Annotated in this window: 28 protein-coding genes and 2 riboswitches; of the genes, 24 read left to right on the top strand and 4 right to left on the bottom strand. The window is 37.2% G+C overall.

Going from position 1 to position 26,470, the window contains the following annotated elements:
- Window position 1: 1 nt before the first annotated feature.
- From spoVAEA to lysA, 3 genes are all read left to right on the top strand, one after another.
- On the top strand, window positions 2–610 hold the full coding sequence (gene spoVAEA, locus RGU12_RS14825; RefSeq protein WP_309536775.1) for a stage V sporulation protein SpoVABEA: 609 nt from the start codon (window positions 2–4) through the stop codon (window positions 608–610).
- Window positions 564–2,042, top strand: coding sequence for a spore germination protein (locus RGU12_RS14820; RefSeq protein ID WP_309536774.1), 1,479 nt, complete (start codon window positions 564–566; stop codon window positions 2,040–2,042). Before spoVAEA ends, RGU12_RS14820 begins: the two co-directional genes overlap by 47 nt.
- A 173-nt stretch (window positions 2,043–2,215) precedes the next feature.
- Window positions 2,216–3,535, top strand: coding sequence for a diaminopimelate decarboxylase (lysA, locus tag RGU12_RS14815; protein WP_309536773.1), 1,320 nt, complete (start codon window positions 2,216–2,218; stop codon window positions 3,533–3,535).
- Window positions 3,536–3,586: 51 nt separating this feature from the next.
- Here lysA and RGU12_RS14810 read toward each other — a convergent pair whose 3' ends face one another.
- Window positions 3,587–4,456, bottom strand: coding sequence for a DUF1002 domain-containing protein (locus RGU12_RS14810; protein WP_116352435.1), 870 nt, complete (start codon window positions 4,454–4,456; stop codon window positions 3,587–3,589).
- 193 nt (window positions 4,457–4,649) lie between these two features.
- Between RGU12_RS14810 and RGU12_RS14805 the strand changes: the two genes are divergently transcribed.
- The 6 genes from RGU12_RS14805 to RGU12_RS14780 all read left to right on the top strand — a co-directional run bounded on the left by RGU12_RS14805 (window position 4,650) and on the right by RGU12_RS14780 (window position 9,721).
- Window positions 4,650–5,084 (top strand): peptidylprolyl isomerase, encoded by a 435-nt coding sequence (locus RGU12_RS14805; protein ID WP_136377877.1) that lies wholly within the window; start codon window positions 4,650–4,652, stop codon window positions 5,082–5,084.
- Between the two features lie 265 nt (window positions 5,085–5,349).
- Window positions 5,350–5,535: riboswitch (FMN riboswitch) on the top strand.
- Window positions 5,536–5,691: 156 nt separating this feature from the next.
- Window positions 5,692–6,807, top strand: coding sequence for a bifunctional diaminohydroxyphosphoribosylaminopyrimidine deaminase/5-amino-6-(5-phosphoribosylamino)uracil reductase RibD (gene ribD / locus RGU12_RS14800; RefSeq protein ID WP_309536772.1), 1,116 nt, complete (start codon window positions 5,692–5,694; stop codon window positions 6,805–6,807).
- A gap of 10 nt (window positions 6,808–6,817) precedes the next feature.
- Entirely contained in the window at window positions 6,818–7,474 is a 657-nt protein-coding gene (ribE, locus tag RGU12_RS14795; RefSeq protein WP_309536771.1) for a riboflavin synthase, read from the top strand.
- Window positions 7,475–7,490: 16 nt separating this feature from the next.
- A complete protein-coding gene (locus RGU12_RS14790) occupies window positions 7,491–8,660 on the top strand; it encodes a bifunctional 3,4-dihydroxy-2-butanone-4-phosphate synthase/GTP cyclohydrolase II (RefSeq protein WP_309536770.1) in 1,170 nt (389 codons plus the stop codon).
- 37 nt (window positions 8,661–8,697) lie between these two features.
- Complete coding sequence (gene ribH / locus RGU12_RS14785) at window positions 8,698–9,165, top strand: 6,7-dimethyl-8-ribityllumazine synthase (protein WP_136377880.1); 468 nt, start codon at window positions 8,698–8,700, stop codon at window positions 9,163–9,165.
- A gap of 178 nt (window positions 9,166–9,343) precedes the next feature.
- Window positions 9,344–9,721: a GNAT family N-acetyltransferase gene (locus RGU12_RS14780; RefSeq protein WP_309536769.1), complete on the top strand. Its 378-nt coding sequence runs from the start codon at window positions 9,344–9,346 to the stop codon at window positions 9,719–9,721.
- Between the two features lie 11 nt (window positions 9,722–9,732).
- Here RGU12_RS14780 and RGU12_RS14775 read toward each other — a convergent pair whose 3' ends face one another.
- Window positions 9,733–10,308: a DUF309 domain-containing protein gene (locus RGU12_RS14775; protein WP_309536768.1), complete on the bottom strand. Its 576-nt coding sequence runs from the start codon at window positions 10,306–10,308 to the stop codon at window positions 9,733–9,735.
- Between the two features lie 79 nt (window positions 10,309–10,387).
- On the bottom strand, window positions 10,388–10,477 hold the full coding sequence (locus tag RGU12_RS14770; protein WP_116352428.1) for a YjcZ family sporulation protein: 90 nt from the start codon (window positions 10,475–10,477) through the stop codon (window positions 10,388–10,390).
- 382 nt (window positions 10,478–10,859) lie between these two features.
- Between RGU12_RS14770 and RGU12_RS14765 the strand changes: the two genes are divergently transcribed.
- From RGU12_RS14765 to RGU12_RS14755, 3 genes are read left to right on the top strand one after another with little or no spacing between them, the layout of a single operon-like run.
- Window positions 10,860–11,630 carry a segregation/condensation protein A gene (locus RGU12_RS14765; protein WP_309536767.1) on the top strand — a complete coding sequence of 257 codons (771 nt, stop codon included), beginning with the start codon at window positions 10,860–10,862 and terminating at the stop codon, window positions 11,628–11,630.
- The gene (scpB, locus tag RGU12_RS14760; RefSeq protein ID WP_309536766.1) at window positions 11,617–12,207 is read left to right on the top strand and encodes an SMC-Scp complex subunit ScpB; all 591 of its coding nucleotides are present in this window, start codon (window positions 11,617–11,619) and stop codon (window positions 12,205–12,207) included. Before RGU12_RS14765 ends, scpB begins: the two co-directional genes overlap by 14 nt.
- A gap of 44 nt (window positions 12,208–12,251) precedes the next feature.
- Entirely contained in the window at window positions 12,252–12,698 is a 447-nt protein-coding gene (locus RGU12_RS14755; protein WP_396232361.1) for a hypothetical protein, read from the top strand.
- Window positions 12,699–12,742: 44 nt separating this feature from the next.
- Here the strand turns inward: RGU12_RS14755 and RGU12_RS14750 are convergent, their stop codons facing one another.
- A complete protein-coding gene (locus RGU12_RS14750; RefSeq protein ID WP_309536765.1) occupies window positions 12,743–13,555 on the bottom strand; it encodes a DUF2935 domain-containing protein in 813 nt (270 codons plus the stop codon).
- 209 nt (window positions 13,556–13,764) lie between these two features.
- Here RGU12_RS14750 and RGU12_RS14745 point away from each other — a divergent pair, with 209 nt between their 5' ends.
- From RGU12_RS14745 to RGU12_RS14690, 12 genes are all read left to right on the top strand, one after another.
- The gene (locus tag RGU12_RS14745; protein ID WP_309536764.1) at window positions 13,765–14,634 is read left to right on the top strand and encodes a superoxide dismutase; all 870 of its coding nucleotides are present in this window, start codon (window positions 13,765–13,767) and stop codon (window positions 14,632–14,634) included.
- Between the two features lie 787 nt (window positions 14,635–15,421).
- Window positions 15,422–16,567 carry a D-alanyl-D-alanine carboxypeptidase family protein gene (locus RGU12_RS14740; protein ID WP_309536763.1) on the top strand — a complete coding sequence of 382 codons (1,146 nt, stop codon included), beginning with the start codon at window positions 15,422–15,424 and terminating at the stop codon, window positions 16,565–16,567.
- Between the two features lie 2 nt (window positions 16,568–16,569).
- Window positions 16,570–17,169, top strand: a complete 600-nt coding sequence (locus RGU12_RS14735; protein WP_309536762.1) for a nucleoside recognition domain-containing protein — start codon at window positions 16,570–16,572, stop codon at window positions 17,167–17,169.
- Window positions 17,166–17,699, top strand: a complete 534-nt coding sequence (locus tag RGU12_RS14730; protein ID WP_309536761.1) for a spore maturation protein — start codon at window positions 17,166–17,168, stop codon at window positions 17,697–17,699. Before RGU12_RS14735 ends, RGU12_RS14730 begins: the two co-directional genes overlap by 4 nt.
- Window positions 17,700–17,828: 129 nt before the next feature.
- Window positions 17,829–18,563, top strand: a complete 735-nt coding sequence (gene rluB / locus RGU12_RS14725; protein WP_309536760.1) for a 23S rRNA pseudouridine(2605) synthase RluB — start codon at window positions 17,829–17,831, stop codon at window positions 18,561–18,563.
- 131 nt (window positions 18,564–18,694) lie between these two features.
- The gene (gene resA, locus RGU12_RS14720; protein ID WP_309536759.1) at window positions 18,695–19,225 is read left to right on the top strand and encodes a thiol-disulfide oxidoreductase ResA; all 531 of its coding nucleotides are present in this window, start codon (window positions 18,695–18,697) and stop codon (window positions 19,223–19,225) included.
- A gap of 13 nt (window positions 19,226–19,238) precedes the next feature.
- Window positions 19,239–20,900: a cytochrome c biogenesis protein ResB gene (gene resB, locus RGU12_RS14715; protein WP_309536758.1), complete on the top strand. Its 1,662-nt coding sequence runs from the start codon at window positions 19,239–19,241 to the stop codon at window positions 20,898–20,900.
- 2 nt (window positions 20,901–20,902) lie between these two features.
- A complete protein-coding gene (ccsB, locus tag RGU12_RS14710) occupies window positions 20,903–22,075 on the top strand; it encodes a c-type cytochrome biogenesis protein CcsB (protein ID WP_309536757.1) in 1,173 nt (390 codons plus the stop codon).
- Between the two features lie 189 nt (window positions 22,076–22,264).
- Window positions 22,265–22,981: a response regulator transcription factor gene (locus RGU12_RS14705; RefSeq protein ID WP_116352415.1), complete on the top strand. Its 717-nt coding sequence runs from the start codon at window positions 22,265–22,267 to the stop codon at window positions 22,979–22,981.
- On the top strand, window positions 22,978–24,762 hold the full coding sequence (locus RGU12_RS14700) for an ATP-binding protein (RefSeq protein ID WP_309536756.1): 1,785 nt from the start codon (window positions 22,978–22,980) through the stop codon (window positions 24,760–24,762). Before RGU12_RS14705 ends, RGU12_RS14700 begins: the two co-directional genes overlap by 4 nt.
- 321 nt (window positions 24,763–25,083) lie before the next feature.
- A riboswitch (cobalamin riboswitch) is annotated at window positions 25,084–25,298 on the top strand.
- Between the two features lie 154 nt (window positions 25,299–25,452).
- A complete protein-coding gene (locus tag RGU12_RS14695; protein ID WP_309536755.1) occupies window positions 25,453–25,872 on the top strand; it encodes a DUF4430 domain-containing protein in 420 nt (139 codons plus the stop codon).
- Entirely contained in the window at window positions 25,863–26,375 is a 513-nt protein-coding gene (locus RGU12_RS14690; RefSeq protein ID WP_309536754.1) for an ECF transporter S component, read from the top strand. The genes RGU12_RS14695 and RGU12_RS14690 overlap by 10 nt, the downstream gene beginning before the upstream one ends.
- Window positions 26,376–26,470 lie beyond the last annotated feature (95 nt).

Here is a 26,470-nt window from a genome sequence, read left to right as displayed (position 1 = left end):
TATGGATGAAGCTAGAAGAAAAGTGATTCTAGTAACAGATGGCGATGAATATGCAAAGAAGACATTGGAATACATCGCGAAAGAAGTAGGAGGACGATGTATTTCCAAATCACAAGGAAACCCAACTACTTTAACAGGAAAAGAAATGGTGGAGTACGTTTTAGAGACCCCTTACGACCCTGTATTTGTCATGTTCGATGATAGTGGATTGTTGGGCGAAGGAATGGGTGAACACGCATTAAAGTATGTCGCAAATCATCCAAAAATTGAAGTGTTAGGTGTTATTGCTGTGGCTTCGAAGACCCATCAAACTGAATGGACAAAAGTTGACATAAGTATTGACAGAGACGGTAATCTTACGGAATACGGGGTCGATAAAAGTGGGCTTCCTGAATATGACGTTGGTCGAATAAACGGAGATACGGTGTATTGTTTAGATTCACTAGATGTTCCAATAATTGTAGGAATAGGAGATATTGGAAAAATGGCACGTAAAGATGATATTAAAATTGGTGCCCCCATTACAAGAAAAGCAGTGGATCTAATACTCGAAAGGAGTGGTTATGATCGGAAAGGAACAAACTTCAACAAAGACTCCAATTTCTCCTGACATAGTTAAAAATGATAAATATTTCGAATCACGCATAGGTTTAGGAACTTCAAATTTTGATGTCGGTGTGAGAAGATTTAAGATTTTAAATAAGGAAGTCCATCTATATTATTTAAATGGTCTGTGCGACACGGCATTTATTATTCAAATTTTAGAGGAATTAGTAAATATCAATGATAATGAAAAGAATTCTTACCAGGCCTTTCAAATCATTGAGAATCGACTTGTCCATCAGCAAGTAAGTACTATCAAGAATTTAGACGAGGCCGTTGATACGATCCTTTCAGGACTTATCCTCTTTCTAGTTGAGGGGGAGGATTCGGGGCTAGCAGTTGATGTACGTAGTTATCCAGGAAGAACACCCCAAGAGCCTGATACTGAAAAAGTTATTCGGGGTGCTCGAGATGGATATGTAGAAAATATTATCGTGAATTGCGCATTAACCAGAAGAAGAATACGTGATGAAAGGCTCCGTAACGAAATTATGCAGGTCGGTGAGAGATCAAAGACAGATATTTGTGTCTCTTATATTCAGGATGTAGCTGACCCTGACTTGGTGAGGATCATTAAAAAGGAACTCAGTAAGATTAATGTAGATGGCTTAACGATGGCGGATAAGACAATTGAGGAATTTATCGTTCATCAAGGTTTTAATCCTTATCCATTGGTTCGGTATACAGAGCGTCCTGATGTTGCAGCAACTCACTTACTTGAGGGTCATGTTGTCATAATGGTGGATACCTCGCCAAGTGTCATTATCACTCCTACAACAATGTTCCATCATGTGCAGCATGCTGAAGAATATCGCCAAGCTCCTGCAGTTGGTACATTACTACGGTGGACAAGGTTTATTGGGATAATAGCTTCTATTTTTCTTTTACCCCTTTGGTTTTTATTAGTTTTAGAACCTGAAATGATTCCAAAGGCAATTGATTATATTGGACCAAATGAAAAGTCAAATATCCCAATTGTTGTCCAAATTTTCCTTGCGGATATGGGAATTGAGTTTTTAAGGATGGCGGCCATACATACGCCAACACCATTATCAACTGCGATGGGCTTAATTGCTGCAGCATTAATTGGTCAAATTGCAATTGATGTTGGATTGTTTGGACCAGAGGTAATCCTTTATGTAGCAATTGCAGCGGTCGGTACATTTGCAACACCGAGCTATGAATTAAGTGCTGCTAATAAGATAGCAAGATTATTTTTATTAGTCTTAGTGGCTATATTTAAGGTGCCAGGATTTGTTATTGGTTGCACCATCTATTTCTTGTTCTTGGTAAATATCAGGTCCCTAAATACTCCATATTTGTGGCCGTTTTTACCATTTAATGCAAAAGCGTTATTACAAATTGTGATTCGGACTTCCGTACCAGGAGCAAAGTTAAGACCGAGTATCGTACACCCTCAAAAACCTTTCAAACAATAGTTGCACCATATAAAACGTTGTGTTAATCTATGTTCCATAGCACAGCGTTAAAGATATAATGACAGCTGATGACTATAAGTGATTAGCTGTCATTTTTCTTTGAAAAAAGGCGGGAATGCACATAATACTATTTTATCATAATGAGTACTCTATGAAGGAATGAGGGGAAATCAATGTTTTTGCATGGAACTAGTAAAGTAAATGAAAAAAACCACTTAGAAATTGGTGGGGTAGATACTGTAGAATTAGCAGAACAATATGGTACACCTTTATATGTGTATGATGTTGCACTTATCAGAGAACGTGCTAGAAGCTTTCGTGAAACATTTAAGCGTTTAAATATTCCTGCACAGGTTGCATACGCGAGCAAAGCCTTTTCAACGATTGCAATGGTACAGTTGGCTCATGAGGAAGGGCTGTCTTTAGATGTCGTTTCAGGCGGGGAACTCTTTACTGCCCTACAAGCAGGTTTTCCAGTAGAACGAATTCACTTCCATGGTAATAATAAAAGCTATGAAGAATTAGACATGGCTGTTAAAAATAACGTTGGGTGTATTGTGGTTGATAATTTTTATGAACTATCGTTGTTAGAGCAGGTTTGTAATGAAAATAAAACAACAATGAAGATTTTATTAAGGGTAACACCTGGTGTTGAAGCACATACTCATGATTATATTACAACTGGGCAAGATGACTCTAAATTTGGCTTTGGACTCGAAAATGGACAGGCAGACGCAGCCGTCGAGCAGGCACTTCATTCAGAATACTTAGAGTTATTAGGAATTCATTCTCATATTGGCTCTCAAATTTTTGAAACAACTGGATTTTTAGTGGCTGCTGGAAAAATGTTCGGAAAACTTAAAGACTGGAAGGATCGTTTCGGATTTGCACCTAAAGTATTAAATCTTGGCGGTGGCTTCGGGATTCGCTATACGGAAGAAGACAAGCCACTTCCAGTGTCAAACTATGTAGAAGCGATTATCGGTGAAGTTAAGAAGCATGCGGATGATCTTTCAATCGAGATTCCTGAAATATGGATTGAGCCAGGTCGTTCAATTGTAGGTGACGCTGGAACAACGATTTATTCTGTTGGTTCACGAAAAGAAGTACCTAATATCCGTCAATATATCGCAATTGATGGGGGCATGACAGATAATATTAGACCAGCCTTATATCAAGCAAAATATGAAGCGGTATTAGCAAATCGTGTAGAGGATCCTGTTGAGGAGACCGTTTCTATTGCGGGGAAATGCTGTGAATCTGGTGATATGCTAATCTGGGACTTGCCATTACCAAAAGCAGACTCAGATGATATGTTAGCTGTTTTCTGTACAGGTGCATATGGATATGCTATGGCGAATAATTATAACCGTATCCCAAGACCTGCAGTTGTATTTGTAGAGAATGGTGAGGCGCAGCTTGTTGTTCAACGTGAAAGTTATGAAGATTTAGTTAGATTAGATATTCCGCTAAAATCTAAGTTAGTAGAATAAATTAAATCGTAAAAACCCACGAATATTCGTGGGTTTTTATTGTAATCTTCTTTATTTAAAAAGATTTTTAATGGCATCAATTAGGCTAACAAAAAATTCTTTAAGTTTATCTAAAAAGCCTTGCCCTTCTTCAGATTCTAAAAAGTTTGTTAGCTTCTCCTTAGCTAAATTTAGTTGTTCACCAACTTGATTCCAGTCAATATTAAGATCCATTAGCTTTTTAAAAAGGTCCATTAGTCGATCGATGTCGGCATCTGTTAATGTAATACCTAAGTCATTCGCAGCATTTACAATAATGGTCCGCAGTTCCTCGTCGTTTTTCGGTGCGTTTTTCGCTATTTCATCCTTAATTTTTGCCATTAATGCCGCGGCATCTTCTGCACCAATTTTTTCACTTAATTTTGTGGTTTCAACCATTTCTTCATTGGCAATCTGCTTAACATCCTCAGGGATAACTTGATCTGAAGATATCTCGTAAGCTTTAATAATCCCTGTTAAGGCGGCTGTTCCAGAAACATCAAAAGGTCCTGTTACATAGATTTTTGCATCTTTCACACCAGCTGTAATTAATGCATTTGCGTACATTTCCTCTGTAATTAAAGTAATATGTTTTGAAATGGTTACATCCAGCCCAGAACCCTTTTCCCCAATTGTAATCGAAGCTGAGGATAATGCTTTGTTTCCGATTCTAGCTTTTGGTATATAGTTTCCAAGGTACTGATGTTCTTCCGCATTTGTAACAACGACAATCTGTGGATTCTCTGGTGCATTCATTTCTTTTAGAATTGCGTCTTTTTGCGTCTCGGTTAGGTCTTGACCAAGTGTAAGAATCACATCTCCAGGTGTTGCGTCTGCGAAGCTAAGTGATGGAAAAATGAGTGAAAACAAAAGTAAAAAAGAGAGTATACGTTTATATCTCAAACTAATTTCCTCCTTTGATTTTTAAAACAAGGTGATTCATCGTACATATTATACATTATTCTTTCCCTAAAATATCTTTCTGACGGTGATAAATGAAAAACGCCTCCTCTTGAGATTGGATTATTCCAACCATTTATAGTAAAATGAACTCGTTCAATACATATGGACGAAAGAAATTAAGCGGAGGTTTCAAATGAAAAAAGCTAGCATTGAGTTTGAAAATGGAGAAAAAATTGTTATTGAGTTATATCCAAATGAAGCACCAGGAACTGTAGCGAATTTTGAAAAGCTTGCAAATGAAGGATTTTATAATGGCTTAACATTCCACCGTGTTATTCCTGGATTTGTTGCACAAGGTGGCTGCCCTCGTGGTAATGGAACAGGCGGTCCAGGGTATACAATTAAATGTGAAACAGAAGGTAACCCACATAAACATGTACCTGGAGCATTGTCTATGGCACACGCTGGAAAAGATACTGGTGGAAGCCAATTCTTCATTGTACATGAGTCACAGCCGCATTTAGACGGTGTGCACACTGTTTTCGGTCAAGTGATTGAAGGTTTAGAGTCTGTATACCGTATTAAACAAGGCGATGTAATGAAAGAAGTTAAAGTTTGGGAAGAGTAAGAAATGAGGCACAACAGGTCATTCTTGTTGTGTCTTTTTGTTTGTCCTATAATGAGTCTTGAGGTGACATTAAATGGGTAAAGGAAGATGGACAGTATTATTTGTATTGCTATTCATTGCAATTGCTTGGGGAGTTATTTTCTGGTTGTTTATCGCGTAGTTTCCTATGTGTACTAAAATACATAATTTGCATCGTAAAGCATTAAATTCGACAAACTAAGAGTACTTTATGTTATACTGATTTACATCGCTAAAAGAATAAAATATGTTCCTTCGGGGTTAGGTGAAATTCCTTACCGACGGTGATGAACAATTGTTCTAAGCCCGTGACCCATTTTATTATCAGCATTCTAATGTTGATAGGCTATATGCCATGAGATTTCATTTAAAATGGTGGACTTTGGTGAGAATCCAAGGCCGACAGTTAAAGTCTGGATGGGAGAAGGATGTTAGTACGGTATGTGAAAAAAATTGTCCATTATACCTTTATTTGTGATGGGCAAAAATACATATTCTGTTGCTTGAATAACATCGACCAGGACCCCGGATTGTTTTCCGAGGTCTTTTTTTGTTTCGGAAATAAAGTAAGAACCCTCGTAATTTGTACATGATAAATAGAAAGGAGTGTAGATGGGTGAGAGATCAAGATTATATGAATTTAGCGATAAATGTTGCAAAAGCTGGTGTTGGTCAAACTACACCAAATCCTGTTGTAGGAGCAGTTGTTGTGAACGAAGGCAGAGTGGTTGGCATTGGTGCACATTTAAAAGCAGGTGAACCCCATGCGGAAGTCCATGCAATAACGATGGCTGGTGAGAAAGCCCAAAATGCAACGGTGTATGTAACATTGGAGCCTTGTAGTCACCATGGTAAAACTCCACCATGTGCTGATCTTTTAGTAAATAGCAATGTGAAAAGGGTAGTCATTGCAACGACTGATCCAAATCCACTCGTTGCTGGAAAAGGCATCGCTAAATTGAAAGCAGCGGGAATTGAAGTAGAAGTCGGGGTATGTAAGGAACAAGCAGATGCATTAAACGCCGTTTTTTATCATTTTTTAGATAAAAAACTTCCTTATGTAACCTTGAAATCTGCCATCACATTAGATGGAAAAATAGCAACAGTTACTGGTGAAAGTAAATGGATAACCGGTGAGGACGCTAGAAATGATGTCCATCTGTATAGAAGTATTCATGATTCAATTCTTGTTGGTGTTAATACAGTGCTTGTGGATAATCCAAGTTTAACAACAAGGCTTCCGAATGGAACAGGCAAAAATCCAATTCGAATCATCTTAGATTCAACCTTAAGAACACCCCTAGATTCGCAAGTTGTCAATGACGGTAAGGCAGAGACATGGATTATTGTTTCTAACCAAGTCAATGAAGAGCAAATGAATGAATTCTCCGATAAAAAGGGCGTTCGAATCATTCAATTGCAGGAGTCCAAAATTTTAGTTAACTCTATGCTTGCACGTCTAGCTGATGAAGGGATATCTTCCATTTTTGTTGAAGGTGGAGCAGAAGTGAATGGCAGCTTTTTAAAGGAAAAGGCAATTAACCAAGTCATTGTCTACCTTGCACCCAAATTAGTAGGTGGAAAACTAGCTCCAACTTCTATTGGTGGTACTGGAATTGAATCTATTGATGATGCATTACAATTAACCATTAAATCCGTGGAACAGCTCGGAGAAGATATTAAAATCGTAGCAGAACCGAGATAGAGGTGAAAAAATGTTTACAGGGATTGTAGAAGAAATCGGGAAAGTCAAAGCGATAAATGGTTCACAGGATTCCATTGAAATGGTGATCCAAGCTAAAAAGATTCTCGAGGATGTAAACTTAGGCGATAGTATTTCTGTCAATGGAGTTTGTTTAACTGTAACCGAATTTACTTCAAATGGTTTCACCGTTGATGTGATGCCAGAAACGGTGAAATCAACTTCTTTACGAGATTTAGAGCGAAATCATGCTGTCAATCTAGAAAGAGCAATGACTGCAGGTGGACGTTTTGGAGGGCATATCGTTTCAGGTCATGTCGATGGTACCGGAAAGATCGTTCGAAAAGAACCAAAAGGTAATGCCGTGTACTATGAAATTGAAATACCTGAAGAGCTTGTTGAGTTTATGATATATAAAGGATCGGTTGCAGTAGACGGAACGAGTTTAACGATTTTCGGCCTTACAGAAAATACATTTACTCTCTCTTTGATCCCACATACATTATCAGAAACGATTTTACGTAATAAAGGTGTAGGAGACATTGTTAACATTGAGTGTGACATGCTCGGGAAGTACGTGAGCCAGTTCATGAAACGATCTTTTAATAATGAAAAAATAACGAAATCAAAGATTACCGCAAGCTTTTTAGAAGAACATGGATTTAAATAAAAAAGGGGGGACGACAATGTTTGATCAAATTGAAGATGCTCTTGCCGACCTAAAACAAGGAAAAGTAATCATTGTGTGTGACGATGAAGATCGTGAAAATGAAGGAGATTTTATAGCAATTGCTGAAAAAGCAACCCCAGATATCATTAATTTTATGATCACGCATGGCCGTGGACTCGTATGTACGCCTATTTCAAAGTCGTTAGCTGAAAAATTAGATCTTGATCCAATGGTTTTGCATAATACAGACCCACATGGCACTGCCTTTACAGTGAGTATTGATCATAAAACGACAACAACAGGGATAAGTGCTATCGAACGATCAACAACAATAATGGAGCTGCTTAACCCACAATCAAAAGCGTCAGATTTCAAAAGACCTGGTCATGTCTTTCCTTTAATTGCGAAGGAGGGGGGGGTTCTCCGCAGGGCAGGTCATACAGAAGCTGCCGTTGACTTAGCGCTCCTTTGTGGATCAGAACCTGCTGGGGTGATCTGTGAAATTGTGAAAGAGGACGGAACCATGGCAAGGGTTCATGATTTGCGAAAAATTGCAGATGAATTCAACCTAAAAATGATTACGATTGAGGAATTAATTCGTTACCGGAATCAAAAGGAAAAGCTTGTAAAAAGAGAAGTTGAAGTTTCGTTACCAACTGAATATGGAGATTTCACAGCAATTGGATACTCAAGTCTTATTGATGGAAAAGAACATGTTGCACTAGTTAAAGGTGAAATTAAAGAAACAGAACCAATGCTGGTGAGGGTACATTCAGCATGTTTAACTGGAGATGTATTCGGATCAAAGCAATGCGAATGCGGATCACAGCTTCATGCGGCATTACAACAAATAAAGCAAGCGGAGTCAGGTGTACTCTTATATATGCGTCAAGAAGGTAAGGATGATGGTTTAATAAACAAAATGCGTACCTATAAACGTAAAGTAGACGGGCAAGAAACAGCCGAAAAAAATGAAAATCCTGGAGTTTTACCTGAATTAAGGGATTATGGAATAGGTGCTCAAATCCTCAGGGATTTAGGGATTAAAAAAATGAAGCTTTTAACGAATAACCCAAGAAAAATCACTGGACTTGAGGGATATGGATTAGAAGTTGTCGATCGAATTCCATTTGAATTGGAAGAAAAAAACAGAAATAAAAATGTAGGCCATATACTACATTTTTAAAAAAATGAACAATAACTGATAACATAGGAGGCAAATGATGAATAAAATTTATGAAGGACATTTAGTTGGAACAGGTTTAAGAGTGGGGATTGTAGTTGCGCGTTTTAATGAATTCATCACAGCAAAATTATTAAGCGGCTCACTCGATGCACTCAAGAGACATGGAGTTGCAGATGAGGATGTTGAAATTGCTTGGGTTCCAGGTGCCTTTGAAATCCCTTTAATAGCTAAAAAGATGGCTGAATCAAGTAAATATGATGCTGTAATTGCGTTAGGTACTGTCATTAGAGGCTCTACTTCCCACTATGATTTTGTTTGTAACGAGGTAGCAAAAGGATTGGCCGCAACTGCATTAGCGACTGGAAAACCAGTCATGTTTGGTGTTTTAACAACTGATACAATTGAACAAGCAATCGAAAGAGCGGGAACCAAAGCAGGAAATAAAGGATGGGATTCTGCTGTATCTGCAATTGAAATGGCGAATTTAGCACGTTCATTTGAATAATTCACGAAAATTTGTATGGGTTTGGAAAGTTTTGGATATAATTTAAATTTAAGGGTATTCCAAAAAGACTATGGAAAAATAACCGGGATAATGGTACTCTTAATAAATGTATTATGGTTAGTCCAAAAGTAGTAATGGATATACTATTTGGAAAGTTTTTCGATAATGAGGGATTTATATGTTAATTCGTTATAAAAAGAATTATGAGAAAATCGCAATGGGGCTTCTTTCATTTATGCCGACCGAAAAGGACCTAAAGAACCTGCAAGCAACAATGAAGCAATATGAAGAAGATGATACACAGCAGCTATTCTTATGGAAAGAAGAAGATATTGTAGGAATTATCGGAACAACAATCCATGACGGGAATCTTGTAGAAATTCAACATATCTGCGTGAATCCATCCCATCGCTATCAAGGGATTGGAAAAAAGATGGTAAAGGCGCTAAAAGAGCATTTTCCGGATCGTGAGTTACGACCAAATGAACATACTGCAGCATTTTTTGAGAAATGTGATTTTTCAGAGGATGACAAATGTGAAGAGGGACAGTCATAAGACTGTCCTTTTTAATTTCTGTTTCGATTTTTCTGCTTTAAAAGGAATTGTTTTTCCCGTTCGGTAATGATCTCGCTTCTGTCTCGTAATCTGTGTTTATGGATTAGTTCCTTATTTGAAAGATCACTTTCTTTCCCCCATGTTTTTCCTGATTTAGTAGCCTGGTATTTACAAGTTGCTAGGAGATTTTTATCGGTTAAAGGTAAGTTTATACTTTCATAGGGAGTGCCGTTTTCAATCTCATAAAATTTCTTCACTAAAAGTTCAATTAGTTCATCAGCTTGAAATCCCAACTTTACCAACTCGGATTTCTGTTCTTTACAAATGTTTAGTGCACTCTTCATCATTTTGAGGGCACCTGCTCTATTCCCACGGCGATAGTGATAAAATGACACGGCAATTTGAATTAAACCTACCCAATATTTCTTTCTTTCAGGAACAGGATCTTCTTTCCAATGTTCTTCCAAAATCTCATGGCATTCAAAATAGTCCCGTTCACAGTGAAAATGAATTAAATATTCAATAAATGCTTGTGGATACAAGGTAATCACACATCCTTTTAACACTATGTAAGTGTAGTTTAACATATTCACTGTATCCATTACATGGAAAAAATAAAGTGTTCAGCAAAATGCTGAACACTTTATCGTCATTTTCAGTGATTAATTAAAACCAAGCTGCACCAACGATAACTAAAAGAATAAACAATACTACGATTAAGGCAAATCCGCCTCCAAAAAAGTATCCACCACTCATTTAAAATACCTCCTTAAGTTTCTTGGTTACACAGTTATAGTATGACTTTTATGATTACTTGTGTGGGCGGGTGTCCTTATCCACGCTCATTTTTCAAAAAAATTTGGTGCAAATATCCAAAATCCAGATATGGCTTGAATGGTTATTATGTTCTATACTAATACTTGTGTTAAAATATAATAGGTTGTTCAAAAAGTCCGGTAAAAATGACACATCGAATTTCTACGTTGGTTTGCTTCTCCGTTCCTCACGTATTAACTGCATACGCTCCGGTACTCAAAGCTGCACCGCCTTGAACTTCTTGGTCCTTTTTATCCTCCTTTTTGAACTTGAATTATAAGAATATGAATATGTCAAGAAGGGTATTTTTGGTGAGATGAGCGTGGATTTACATTACAGCGTAAAAATTGACTCTTTTGAAGGTCCATTAGACCTTCTTTTACATTTAATCAATCGATTAGAAATTGATATTTACGATATACCAGTTGCGGAAATTACAGAACAATACTTAATGTATATACATGCAATGAAAGTATTACAATTAGATATTGCAAGTGAATACCTTGTTATGGCCGCGACGCTATTAGCAATAAAAAGTAAAATGTTGCTTCCAAAACAAGAAGAAGAGCTTATCGATGGTGACTCAGAGTTTGATTATGAAGAGGATCCGCGTGAAGACCTGATGAACCGACTGATTGAATATCGTAAATATAAAAATGCTGCAGAAGATCTGAAGCATCTAGAAGAAGAGCGTTCCCAACTGTTCACAAAGCCTCCAAGTGATTTAAGTGAATTCACGAAGGATGTCTCCAACAATTATTCATTAGATGTCAATCTCTATGACATGCTGGGAGCTTTTCAAAAGCTTATGCGTCGTAAAAAATTGCAGAAGCCTTTATCAACAAGAATTACAAGACAAGAAATACCCATCGAAAAAAGGATGGAAGAAATTATTAATGAATTAAAGGGCTACCGTGGAAAAAAGAAATTCACAGAGCTTTTTCCATATCATGATAAAAACCATATTGTTGTGACATTCCTTGCACTTCTTGAATTAATGAAGAAAAATGCTGTATTTATTGAACAGCAGAACAATTTTTCAGAAATTTATATATCGAGTATGGAAAGGGATTTTAGTAATGAAATTAGCTGATTGGAAAGCCATTGTCGAAGGGTTGCTGTTTGCAGCCGGAGACGAAGGGTTGACATTAAAACAAATGGCAATGGTTTTAGAAATAAGTGAGAGCACTGTTTTGGACATTGTAGGAGAATTAAAGAACGATTATAGTAAAACTGGTCGGGGCATAAATCTAGTTGAGGTTGCTGGTACTTATCAACTAACGACAAAAAAAGAACATGCCGGTTATTTGAAAAAACTAGTAGAATCACCCACTTCGACCTCATTATCACAGGCTGCATTAGAGACACTTGCGATTATTGCTTATCGTCAGCCAATTACTCGTGCAGAAATCGAAGAAATTCGTGGGGTGAAGACGGAAAGACCGATTCATACCTTAATGGCAAAAGTTTTGATTAAAGAGGTCGGGCGTGTTGAAGGTACAGGAAGAGCTATTTTATATGGCACAACAAAAGATTTCTTAGAGTATTTTGGATTAAAGACATTGGAAGAATTGCCTCCACTTCCTGAAAAAGTAGATGAACAGTTCGTTCAGGAGGAGGCAGACCTCTTCTTTGATAGATTTCAAGAAACGATAGAAGATTCAAATTAGTTCACCTGCACTATGCTATATATGGTAATATGTAGATAATCTATTTGGAAAATCGTGGCGAGTGGGGTGGAAATGTGTTAATTAAACAATGTAGTGGATTTGAACTTGAAAAAACGTTAAAAAATACGTTTGAGGACTTTTTTAACCAATCTGAAGTAACATATGTGGTAGATGGAGAGGAAAGGACTTTACAGATACTTTATTTGCGTTATTTCGAAGAACAATTTACATCATTTACTCCTTTTACCGAAGACCCAGTTTATAAAATTGATACAAATGATGTTTATTTCAAAGATCTTGTAGCTCTAGTATGCTTGCTTAAGAATCCTGAGTATCGTCATCGTAAACGTGTATATTTAAATGAGCAAAACCAATTTGAAGAACATTTTAAGGGGCTTCATTTTGATAGACTAAAAGAAATATTTACACATCTCCATCACAAAAATGGCTATGAATTAAAATCACCAATAGAATTTATTCAACAAACATAACAATCGAACCCCAATTGAAGAATTTACGCAATTGGGGTTCTCTTTTATTCTTGAACACGAGGCTTTGTCGGGTCACAATTAGGTGGATTGGTCTCTTTTGTGGCTTGCGCTAATTTGATTAAATAATAGCATTCTTCCCTTGCCATATGGTCGGCCATGAGGGGAGTAAGGACCCCTAAAATTTCTTTATTTAATTCCATTTCTTCCAATTCTTCCAAGAAGCCTTTAAAGATTTTCATTTCGATTTCTACATCATTATTAAATCGGGAAAGTGCAGGGAATTCATATTGACTTGTACGTAAAAAACCAACCATTTCAACGGCTTTTAGGTAAAACTCTTCCCATTCCTTTACGAATTTCTCGCTCTTTTGAATTAATTCTTTTTCAACTCTGTCTAGGTTCGATACAATTCCACCTGCATGTCCGGCGGCATCTAAAAGCCAAATAAGGTGGTGATGAAGTGCATGTGTATATGGTACATTTTTACCTTCTACTAAAAAGCTAGATACACGTAACCATTCCTCTAATTCATTGACCATATGATTAATAAAAGAAGGAGAAAGACTGATTTTTACTTTCCCGACTAACTGATTTTTAATAATATCCAATTTTAACTTGCGAAGTTGTTCTGCGGCAGTTCTTCCCTCTTGGATAATGGTAGTCATTTGATTTGGTTGTAATGGTTCTCTTGTTGAATGCAATAAACGATCAAATACGGTGATAAATTGTTGTGATTTTGTAATTCTTTCTTTTTCACTCGGTGCCAAAGAATCGTGTATAAATCGACTATGGTCACCTAGAACCTGCATCCAAAACTGAATTTCAAATAAGGCTTCCTCCTGAAATGAACGATTCACCTTTTCATACCTCCCAATATATATCCATACGTAACAATACAAACGGTTTTCCAATTCAAATAAAAATGGGCATTCGCCAAGTTTTCTACAGTATCTGTATGTAGAAAAGGAATGATGGGTGAATCATCCGTTTTAATTCTTTATGTGTAAGTCACGAAACTGGGGTAAACGCATACGATATTGACGATTAAAAACGAGGGAGGATTAGGATGGGAAGCCCTGAAAAGTATGTGGAAGATGTGAAAAGATGGTTTTTGGAATTGAAAAGTCAATTTGAAAATGAACGGAATGAAAACCTTCAATTGGAACTATTAAAGTTTTCAAATTTCCTTGATGCAGTTGGAAAGGGAACGCCAACTAATGTACTAGAATTGAAGGCTGAGGTAGAGAACCTTTATCGTACTAGTTTACGATTTGCAGAACAAGCTGATGAGGAATTACAAGAGACAAGACGAGTGGGAATTGGCCAGCATAAATTGCCACCGCTCCCATATGAATATGATGCATTAGAGCCTTATATCTCAAGGGAAATCATGATACTCCATCATGATAAGCATCATAAGAGCTATGTGGACGGGTTAAACAAGGCTGAGAAAATGATGGAAAAGGCTCGTGACACTGGTGATTATGACTTACTGAAGCATTGGGAAAGAGAAGCTGCATTTCATGGTTCAGGTCATTATTTGCATACGATTTTTTGGAATGTGATGAAGCCAAAGGGTGGAGGAATGCCAGGTCGCGAATTACTACGCCAGATTAATAGGGATTTTGGCAGCTTTGAAGTCTTTAAGAGACATTTCAGTGAAGCTGCGAATAAGGTGGAAGGCGTAGGTTGGGCTATATTAGTATGGTCACCAAGGGCTGGTCACTTAGAAATCCTACAGGCGGAACGTCATCAATTTATGACCCAATGGGATACTATTCCATTACTTGTTCTAGATGTTTGGGAACATGCCTATTATCTTCAGTATAAAAATGTTCGTGCAGACTATGTGAAAAATTGGTGGAATATCATAAATTGGGATGAAGTTGAACACCGATTTAATGAAGCATCTAAACTTCAATGGAAGGAATATTAACTACTTTTTTAGGTACTGACCTGGCCTTGGTCAGTTTTTTTGTGGATTATAAAATTTAAAAGGTATCGTTAAGGATAACGTTTAATGGGTGTATCCGAGTCCAAATTCAGTTCCTAGCCCCTCGAAGGCATAAGGCAATCTGTCAAGAAGGATAAAATACATCCTTTTTGCCGGCTTTTCCTATGCTTGTCGGACTTGCACAGGAGGTGAACTGGCAAACCGGGTTATCACCCTTTCATATGGATAAATTTAGGAAAATGCGAACCTGCAAACTGTGTTATTATCCCCGCATATGGATAAAATCAGGAAAAGGTGAACCCGCAAACCGGGTTATCACCCTTTCATATGGATAAAATTAGGAAAAAGCAAACACGCAAAATAAGGTATCTACCCCGCATGTGGATAAAATTAGGGAAATGCGAACCTGCAAACTATGTTATCATCCCCGCATTGGATAAAATTAGGGAAACAGTGCTGACATCGACTTTGCCACAGGACGTGGCAAGTTAGTCGATGTTCCTCTCACAAGGCGCTTACGCTTTTGTTCTGTTGGTGAAAAGTGTTCTTTTCCGATCAAAAATTTGATGTCTAGCTCCAGGAGCGATCGGCTCTCTGGTCTAAGCCGATCGCTTCAGAAGGTAAAAGGCACCTTCTGTTAGCGCTCGTCTTATGCTTGTCGCCTAAGGCTGCGCGCTTAGCGATTTTCAATGTTTGTACATATTTTATTCATATAGGTGGACATGTTCTGCATACACTTTTACAAAACGGCAAAAGGGACGGGGATCGAATGACATTATTCCACAAAAGATTTATTTCACTTATCATCATTGTTATGATTCTCATAGGCTTCCTTCCTCAAAAAGCGAGTGCACTTACTGTTAGCGCAAAAGGTGCGATCTTAATAGAGCAAGAGTCTGGTAGAATTTTGTTTGAAAAAAACGCCCATCAACGAATGAGAATTGCTAGTATAACAAAAATCATGACGGCCATTATCGCCATTGAATCAGGAAAACTGAATGAAATGGTAAAAGTAAGTAATAAAGCAGTGCGTACAGAAGGTTCTTCTTTATACCTGAAACCAAACGAGCAAATAAAGCTTGAAGATTTGGTCTATGGACTAATGTTACGTTCAGGTAATGATTCTGCAGTAGCTATTGCTGAACATGTAGGTGGTAGTGTAGAAGGCTTTGTTTTTATGATGAATCAAAAGGCAGCAGAAATAGGTATGCAAAATACAGAATTTGCAAACCCCCATGGATTGGATGATCATGAAAATCATTTTTCATCGGCGTATGATATGGCGATTTTAACAAGATATGCGATGATGAATGAAAAATATAGGGAGATTGCCGGTACAAAAGTACACCGCGCACCGAATCCGACTGAAAAGTGGGATCGTGTTTGGAGAAATAAAAATAAGCTTTTAACAAAGCTTTATCCATATAGCACAGGTGGAAAAACAGGGTATACAAAGCGTGCAAAACGTACCTTAGTTTCAACAGCTTCAAAGGATGGAATTGATTTAATTGCTGTCACAATTAATGCTTCTGATGACTGGAATGATCATATGAATATGTTTAACCGAGCATTTGAAAGGTATGATTTAGTTAAGGTTGTAGAGGAAGGTTATCTGCAAACAGACAGCAGTTTTTATAAAGGTAAAGTGTTTGTCGATCATGATTTTATGTATCCCTTGACCTCAGAAGAGAAAAAAGAGATTAAGATTGATGTTGAATTGCTTGAACCTGAAAATCGGGAATGGCGGAAACCAGAAAATGTCCCTGATATAGTGGGTACACTTACTGTTAATCTTGGTGACAAGACAATAGAGGAAATGCCTATCTATTTTGATAATGGCAATGTAGACAGACCAAAGGTAACATTTTGGGAAACACTGAAAAGTATTTTTTTAGTAATTTTAGGGGTTAAATGACGATGGTAAATATTATATGGGTAGCTATGACAATTATCGGGATTATCTTTGCAAGCGTAAACGGAACGATGGACGAGGTAAATGAAGCAATTTTTAAGGGAGCTTCAGAAGCAGTCACTATTTGTATAGGCTTAATAAGTGTGCTTGTTTTCTGGTTAGGACTGATGAGAATTGCACAAGAGGCAGGCTTATTAGAAAAACTGTCCAAATTATTTCGACCTCTTGTTAGGCGCTTGTTTCCTGAGGTGCCAGTCGACCATCCGGCAATGGGGTATATGCTTTCAAACATGATTGCGAATATGTTTGGACTTGGCAATGCTGCTACACCAATGGGAATTAAAGCGATGGAGCAACTAAAAGTGCTTAATGGCGGGAAAACCTCCGCAAGTCGCTCAATGGTTACTTTTCTAGCAATTAATACAGCAAGTGTAACGCTTGTTCCTACTACAGTCATTGCAATTAGGATGACCTATGAATCTACAAACCCAACAGATATAGTAGGTCCAACTCTTATCGTAACCTTAATTTCAGCAATTGGTGCGGTATTAATTGACCGTTATTTTTATCATCGAAGAGTGAAGAAGGGTGGCGTTGAAAAATGAACATCATTAACACCATTTCACTCTGGCTAATCCCAGTAATTATTGGATTTATACTCTTGTATGGAACTGCAAAACGAATTCCAACTTATGAAACATTTGTAGAAGGTGGTAAGGAAGGAATAAAAATTGCCTTTTCAATTATGCCATTTTTAATAGGAATGTTAGTTTCGATTTCAATTTTCAGGGCATCCGGTGCAATGGATTTCTTCATTAATCTCATTAGACCAGGATTGGAATTCGTTGGTTTCCCGGCAGAAATTGCTCCGTTGGCTTTAATAAGGACGCTGTCTGGAACAGCTGCCTTAGGCATGACTACAGATTTAATTGCCACATATGGACCTGACTCCTTTATTGGTAGACTTGCATCCATCATGCAAGGAAGCACTGACACTACCCTTTATGTTCTGACCGTCTATTTCGGAGCAGTCGGAATTAAAAAAATGGGTGATGCCCTGAAGGTCGGTCTATTAGCGGATTTATTAGGGATAATCGTTAGTGTCGTTGTAGTTACTTTCATATTTGGATCATAAAACACGCAATTATCGCGTGTTTTTCTTTTTTGAGTTTTTTAGGAAACTTCTCGAATGGACATACTAAAGAATGTTTTTATCTTGTACAAATACTGAGAAACAAGTAAGATGTTTAAGGGGTGAGCATAGATGGAACGTCTACAAAAAGTAATTGCACATGCAGGTGTAGCTTCAAGGAGAAAAGCCGAGGAGCTCATAGTTGCAGGCCAAGTTAAGGTAAATGGAAAAGTTGTGAAGGAGCTAGGGATTAAGGTTAGCTCAAATGATAAAATTGAGGTAAGCGGCATTCCATTAGAAAGGGAAGAGCCTGTTTATTTTTTATTTTATAAACCACGTTCAGTGATTTCGAGTGTGAGCGATGATAAAGGGAGAAAGGTTGTAACGGACTTCTTTCCAGAAATTAGAGAACGTATTTATCCGGTTGGAAGACTAGATTACGACACATCTGGATTGCTGTTGTTAACGAATGATGGTGAGTTTGCAAATCTCCTCATGCATCCAAAATATGAGATTGAGAAGGTATACGTGGCAAAGATTAAGGGTATTCCACCTAAGGAAAAACTACGTCAATTAGAAAGAGGCATTAAGCTAGAGGATGGAATGACTGCCCCTGCTAGAGTTAAGCTTATTTCAATGGATAAGCGTAAACAAACGTCTATTATCGAGATTAGCATTCATGAGGGAAGAAATCGACAGGTGAAAAGAATGTTTGAAGCGATTGGACATCAAGTAATGAAGTTAAAAAGAGAAAGATTTGGCTTTTTAACTCTTCAAGGTCTACATACTGGTGAGTTCAGAGAATTGCTTCCACACGAGGTTAAGCAATTGAGAGCTTTAGCAAGCACGAAGGATAATCGGTTGTAGATTTTAAAGCTTACCAATAATGATTCTCAATTGTCACATAACCTTCAAAATGTTTGCAATGTCATAATATTAGAAAGTGCTATAATGGCAAAGAAAGTACATATTTCATCTTATACAAAGGGAGATCTTAAATGGATAAGAAAAAGCGACGATTAGTTATTCGTACGATCATATTGTTACTTCTCGCCGCTGCGCTCGTCTATACATTGTATATCAATTTCTTTACGAGTAAGGATAAGGTTGCAGTTGGGGATATGGCGCCAGATTTTGTCGTTACAGACTTGAATGGGAACGAACACCATTTGTCAGAGTATAGAGGAGAAAAAGGTGTGTTTTTAAACTTCTGGGGAACATGGTGTGAGCCATGTCAAAGGGAATTCCCATATATTGATACTTATTATCAGGAATATAAGGATCAAGGAGTTGAGGTAATCGCCATCAATGTTGGTGAACCTAAATTCAGTGTTAATAACTTTATCAAAAAATACGATTTATCATTTCCTGTTGCGATCGATAAGGGAAACCAGTTGCTAAATGCCTATGGAATTGACCCATTGCCAACAACTTTGTTGATTGATAAGGACGGAAAAGTTGTTAAGATAATTACTGGTGAGATGACTAGCAAAATGGTACGAGATTATATGGAGCAAATAAAGCCATAGGGAGTTATTTTTTATGGAAAATGTTAAATGTGAATGTGGGCATGTGAACCCACATGGGACAATTTTTTGTGAGGCTTGTGGAAAACCTGTTCAAAGTGAAGAAATAAACCAGGATGATAAAGAGAAAAAGAAACTACTTGATATGAGGTATGAAGGTAGCGCAAGACGCTCTCAAACCTATAATAAAACGATTGTTGATAAAATTTGGAATTTCTTTTCTTCGGTGAAAGTAGGAATTTGGATCATCGTTGTGCTTTTAATTGCTTCAGCACTTGGGACGATTTATCCTCAGGAATTATACATACCGCCAACCATGACGCCGGCTGAGTTCTATGAACAAGAATATGGAATAACCGGAAGATTATATTATCAATTAGGTTTCCATAACCTTTATGGATCATGGTGGTATATGATTCTGATCGCAATGCTCGGTATTTCCTTAATTATTTGTAGTATCGACCGTGTAGTGCCTCTATATAAAGCATTGAAAAAGCAAGGTGTTACACGCCATGAAAGTTTCTTGAAAAGACAGCGTGTATACGGTAAAAACACGGTTGAGAATATAGATCAGGACTTTGAAACTGTTAAGCAAAAATTAAAAAAGAAACATTATTCTGTCCGTGAAGAAAATGGAAACATCTTAGCAGAAAAGGGTCGTTTCTCAAGATGGGGTCCATATGTTAACCATTGTGGACTGATTATCTTTCTAATTGGTGCGATGCTTCGCTTTGTACCTGGAATGTATGTAGATGAGGTACTTTGGATTCGCGAAGGTGAAACCGCAAGTGTTCCAGGAACACATGGAAAATATTATTTAGAGAGCGAACGTTTTATTGTAGAAGTTTACGAGAAAGGTAAAGAAAAAGAAGTTTTTGACGATGCGATTGAGCTTGCCGGGAATGGAATGGTAGTTAAGAATTATCAAACAGATGTTACGTTATATGAACGTACAGATGAGATCATCCCGGGAGTTGAACCAGAATTAAAAAAAGTTAAATCTCATGAAATTCGCGTGAATGAGCCATTAAAACATGATCATTATGCATTCTATCAAGTTGATTATAAACTAAACGAATTTAGTACAATGTCTTTTGAGATGATTGACAAAGGGACGAATGAAGATTTTGGAACAATCACGATTAATTTGAGAGACCCACAGGAAAAATATGATTTAGGAAATGGGTATTCAATTGAGCTTGCAAGCTACTTTCCTGATTTTTATTTTAATGATAAAGGCGAACCTGCTACTAAAACAAAGATTCCTAATAACCCGGCATTTGTATTTAAAATGTATGCTCCAGATAAACCTGACGGAGAAATTAGCTTTGTTGCAATTCAGCAAAATATAGAACCTATGGGCGATAATAAATACAAGATGGCTTTTGCTGGAATTGAAATGAAGAATGTTTCTGGCTTAACCGTTAGAAGAGATTTTACACTATGGATCCTAGCAGTTGGAGGAGCAATCTTTATGATCGGAGTTATTCAGGGTTCATACTGGCATCATCGTAGAATCTGGATTCAACGGAAAAATAACGAGGTTATCGTTGCAGGACATACAAATAAAAACTGGTTTGGCTTGAAGAATGAGATACGTTATTTTCTAGCAGACACTGGAATTTCGGAACCTATAGATCAAGTTGATGCGAAAAATAAGGAAAATAAGGAGGGGTAAAAATGGCAGAATTAAGTTCAAATCTTCTATTTGCCGCTTTTATTCTCTATCTTGTAGCAACCTTTGTCTTTGGTGGCGCAATTAGAGACAAGAAAAGCACAAATGGGTATAACCGCTGGTCTCAGTTCGGAATTATTATCACCATTATTGGATTTGCTGCACAAGTAGGCTATTTTTTTACTCGGTGGATTGCAGCAGGACATGCGCCTGTAAGTAATTTATTTGAATTTATTACGTTTTTTGGAATGATGTTAGTTCTTGCATTCATCATCATTTACTTTATATATAAAACAAGCATATTAGGTCTTTTTACTCTACCAATTGCATTATTAGTAATTGCATATGGCAGTATGTTTACAAGGGAAATCTCTCCTTTAATTCCTGCTTTGCAAAGTCATTGGCTTCAAATTCATGTTACGACAGCTGCGTTAGGTCAAGCTATTCTTTCCATTAGCTTCGTAGCAGGAATCCTTTATCTTTTAAAGGTTGTTGATCAAACTGTAAAAAGTAAGAAAACATTTTGGCTGGAATTTATTATGTATGTACTTGTTGTTGTTGTAGGCTTCGTGGCAATTACAACTGCTTTTGGAACAATGAAATATGAATCCGTTTTTTCATGGGTAGATAAAGAAGGCGTAAATGCCGAGATGGTGTATAAGTTACCTGCATTGGTCGTACCTAATGAAGGCGAATTATTAACAGACGGAAAGTTTTCAAGTGGTATTGAATTACCTGCATTATTAAGTGCTAGAAAAGTAAACACTCTTCTTTGGTCAATTATTTCAGGTTCGATTCTATACGGATTAATCCGTTTAATTTTACGTAAACGAATTGGTGCGGCATTACAACCATTAACTAGAAAATTAAATTTAGATTTAGTTGATGAAATTGGGTACCGATCAGTTGCAATCGGATTTCCAATTTTTACTCTAGGAGCGTTAATCTTTGCAATGATTTGGGCACAAATTGCCTGGACGCGTTTCTGGGGCTGGGATCCAAAAGAAGTATGGGCACTTATCACATGGCTCTTTTATGCAGCATTCTTACACTTAAGACTTTCAAAAGGCTGGCATGGTGAAAAATCTGCTTGGCTTGCGGTCGTTGGATTCTTCATTATTATGTTTAATACGATTTTTGTAAACCTAGTTATTGCTGGTTTACATTCATACGCATAACAAATAAAAAGTCTTCATCATCAGATGAAGGCTTTTTACGTATAAAGCCTCTGTTTTGTGTCAGAATTTCGACTTTTCGACAGCTTTTGAAGACTAGTGTGATATATGTTATAGCAAATTATGAAAATTTTATGTACGATAGAGATGTATAGAAATATTCTTTCTGAAAGAAAATGGAGGAATAACAAAATGGAAAAAGAAGCAAAAATTTTAATAGTCGATGATGAAGAGAGAATTCGTCGTTTACTTAAAATGTATTTAGAGAGAGAAAATTATGTAATAGAGGAAGCAGACAATGGAGATGTTGCCTTAGAAAAGGCATTAAAAAACGAATATGACCTAATTTTATTAGATCTCATGATGCCAGGAAAAGACGGTATTGAAGTATGTCGGGAGTTGCGAGAAAAGAAATCAACTCCAATCATTATGCTAACTGCAAAAGGTGAAGAAGTGAACCGCGTTCAAGGATTTGAAGTTGGAACAGATGATTATATCGTAAAACCTTTTAGTCCGAGAGAGGTTGTTTTACGTGTGAAAGCTTTATTAAGAAGAGCTTCTCTTACAACCTACCTAGAAACCGAAACAACCGCCAAGGATGTAATCGTATTCCCACATCTAACAATTGATAATGACGCACATCGTGTCACTGCAGACGGAAAAGAGGTAGGGTTAACACCTAAGGAATATGAACTATTATGTTTCCTAGCAAAATCACCTGACAAGGTATTTGACCGTGAGCAGCTATTAAAGGAAGTATGGCACTACGAATTTTTTGGTGACTTACGTACGGTAGATACTCATGTTAAGCGTTTGCGTGAAAAATTAAATAAAGTGTCTCAGGATGCTGCAAAAATGATTGTCACTGTATGGGGTGTTGGTTATAAATTTGAGGTTGGCCAGGAATGAAATTTTGGCGAAGTGTTGTAGGAAAACTATGGGCAACCATTCTTTTATTGTTTTCCTTTGTACTATTTGTTTTAACCGTGTTATTCATGGAGTACTTTGAAAATTATCATATTCAAGAAGCAGAACGAAATTTAACCCAACTAGCAGCAAATATCGCAGTTATAATGGAACAGCATGAGGATAAAGATATTGCCCGAACCCTTGCATGGGAGCTTGTGAATGACGAAACAAAGGTCATAATTGTAGCAGATAAAAACACCTATTGGGTCTCACCCGATCGGAAGTCACTCGCAAATATTCCTGTTAGCCTATTAATAGAGGATCCGGATCTTAAACTCGTTATTTCAAAGGATCAAAACAAGAGTAAAAAGCTTATTCTTCCAGAAACAGATAATATAAATAATCAAAACCGAGAGTTATTTGTCGTCGGGGCCCCACTCCATATCGAAAATGATCAGAAGGGTGCGGTGTTTCTTTATCAATCATTAGATGTTGTGCAGCAGACAACCCAACATACAACCCAATTTATTATTTTAGCAGCGGGAATAGGAATTGTTCTTACGACGGTTTTTGCGTTTTTCTTATTGACTCGAATAACAGCACCGTTACGTAAAATGAGGGAGGCAGCTACTGAAGTTGCAAAAGGAAAATTCGATACGAAGGTTCCTATTCTTACTCATGACGAAATTGGTGCTTTAGGATTGGCGCTTAACCAAATGGGAAGGCAATTAAAATACAATATGAATGCTCTTAATCAAGAAAAGGAGCAGCTTGCAAGTATATTAAATAGTATGGCAGATGGTGTCATTACGTTAAATCGGGATGGAACGATTTTAATTACAAATCCACCTGCTGAACGCTTCCTTCAGGCTTGGTACTATCAACAAGGTATGTATCAGGATGTTGGTGAGGAGCTTCCGCCAGAAGTTAAAGATCTTTTTCAACGTGCGGTTTCTTTCGAAAAGGAACAATTTATTGAAATAAGCCTTCAAGGCAGAACCTGGGTTATTTTGATGAGTCCACTCTATAATCAAACATATATTAGGGGGGCCGTTGCGGTACTTCGTGATATGACAGAAGAAAGACGATTGGATAAACTTCGCGAGGACTTTATCGCAAATGTTTCACACGAATTAAGAACACCGATCGCTATGCTACAGGGTTATAGTGAAGCGATTATGGATGATATTGCAAGCTCTGAAGAAGAGAGGAAAGAAATCACCAAGGTTATCTACGATGAGTCACTACGTATGGGCCGACTTGTTAACGAACTATTGGACATTGCGAGGATGCAATCAGGTCATATTACCTTGAATAAAGAAAATGTTGATTTTGATTCCTTTATCAATCGAGTGATTCGAAAATTCCAAGGCTTAGCTAAGGATAATTTTATTACTTTAACTGCAACAAAAGAAGAAGATATCGGTGAAATTTACATGGACCCTGATCGGATTGAGCAGGTATTTACAAATTTAATTGATAACGCGATAAGACATACCGATGAAAATGGTAGGGTCGAGGTACATGTAACAGGACAAGAAACATCCATTAAAGTGGATATCAGGGATACAGGGTCTGGAATTCCTGAAGAAGATCTACCGTTTGTATTTGAACGTTTTTATAAGGCGGATAAAGCGAGAACAAGAGGAAAATCAGGGACAGGTTTAGGACTTGCAATCGTAAAAAATATTATCGGTGCTCACAATGGAAATATTTCTGTCCATAGTAAGCTTGGGGAAGGAACAACTTTTACATTCATTATTCCTCGAAAAAGTGAGTAATATGAAAGATTGTGACGAAGATTCTTGTTCCATAAGAAACATTTTCCTTGTAATCGAAATATCCTTTTAGTAATATAAAGAAGTTAATAAAATTTAATAAGAAATCAGAATTATAGGTGTCTGAGGATGATGTTATCATTCTTAAATATTGATTAAAATGGCGGATGAAAAGGACCACGCCGGCTAAAAACGCCACGTCCTGTGGCGTCGCCGGCATTAGCACATCCTGTGCGTCGAAAGTTCGAGGCGGTGAAGCTTTGAGTACCGGAGCGTATGTAGTTAATACGTGAGGAACGGAAAAGCTAGCCAATGAAGAAATTCGATGTGTCATTTTAACCGGATTTTTTAACATCAACTCAAAGACTTAAAAGGGAATCTGGTGTGAATCCAGAACTGCCCCCGCAACTGTAAAAGTGGACGAAATGAGAAGAACCACTGTATGAATGGATGGCTGTCAAATGCTGTTCATCATATGGGAAGGGCTCAGAGTAGAAAGAAGCTAAAGTCAGTAGACCTGCCTAATTCGATCGTATTTAATTCTTCGGGGTGTGGGAATTAACAATAAAGCTTTATGCTTTTTTGTATTTTTCCATATAATTAACAAAGCTCACCCGTTGTGGTGGGCTTTTTCTTTTGGTATTTCGTGCTTAGCACATATATAAACTATCTAACACAAAGGGGAGCTAGAAAATGAAAAAATTATTATTTGCATTACTATCATTGGGATTATTATTTGGATGTAGCAATGAACAATTCACGAACGATTCTACAAACAATAACAATGCATCAGAAACAGTTAATAAAGAAGAAAAAGCTGAAATCGTAACTGTCGTGATCTCGAAAAACAACGGAGAAGAAATCATCGAAGAAAAAGAACTTGAAATTGAGGAAGGAAAAGAAACGACTTTAATGGAAATAATGCTAGAAAACTTTGAAATCGAAGCTGATGAAGCTGGTTTTATTAGTAGCATTAGTGGAGTTGCAGCAAATAATGAAGAGAAAACCTATTGGCATATTTCCGTAAATGGTGAGGATGCAATGGTAGGAGCAAAAGATATCGAAGTAGAGCCAGAAGATAAGTTTGAATTCGATTTACAAACATGGGAATAATGAATTTATCTGTTAAAAACCTAACGTTCCTATCAATGTTAATCGCATTATCGGTTGTTGGGCGAATTATGTTTACATTCCTCCCAAATGTTCAGCCAACGACTGCTATTATTATCATAGCAAGCTTGTTTTTAGGACCAATTTATGGAGTAATTGTAGCTGTATTAAGCTCGGTATTATCCAACCTTGTGATGGGGATGGGCTTATGGACAGTTGGGCAAATCTTTGCATGGGGGATCATTGGTTTAATAAGTGGAGCATTACGTAAATATCGCGACAGAATACCGGTTGTGGTCCTAGTTATTTATGCAGTGTTTTGTGGTTTCCTCTTTGGACTTGTAATTTCAATTCCACTTTATTTGTTCTCCGGTAAGTTTTTTGCTTATTACATAGCCGGACTACCATTTGACATGAGTCATGCAATCGGGAACGGAGTGTTTTTTCTTATCCTGTACCCCATTTTAAGACTATTATTCTTGAAAAATGTAACAATCGCAAAGTAAGGAAGAATATTTCCAAAATATTCTTCCTTTTTTTATGAAAACATACTATATTGGGAGTGTAACTTTTTTAAATAACATTCGACTAATGAAATGAA

This window comes from Ferdinandcohnia sp. QZ13 (assembly GCF_031324165.1).
Taxonomy (GTDB): Bacteria; Bacillota; Bacilli; order Bacillales; family Bacillaceae_L; genus Ferdinandcohnia.
The sequence above is the reverse complement of the archived record's forward strand: the minus strand, read 5'-3'. Positions and strand labels throughout refer to the sequence as shown.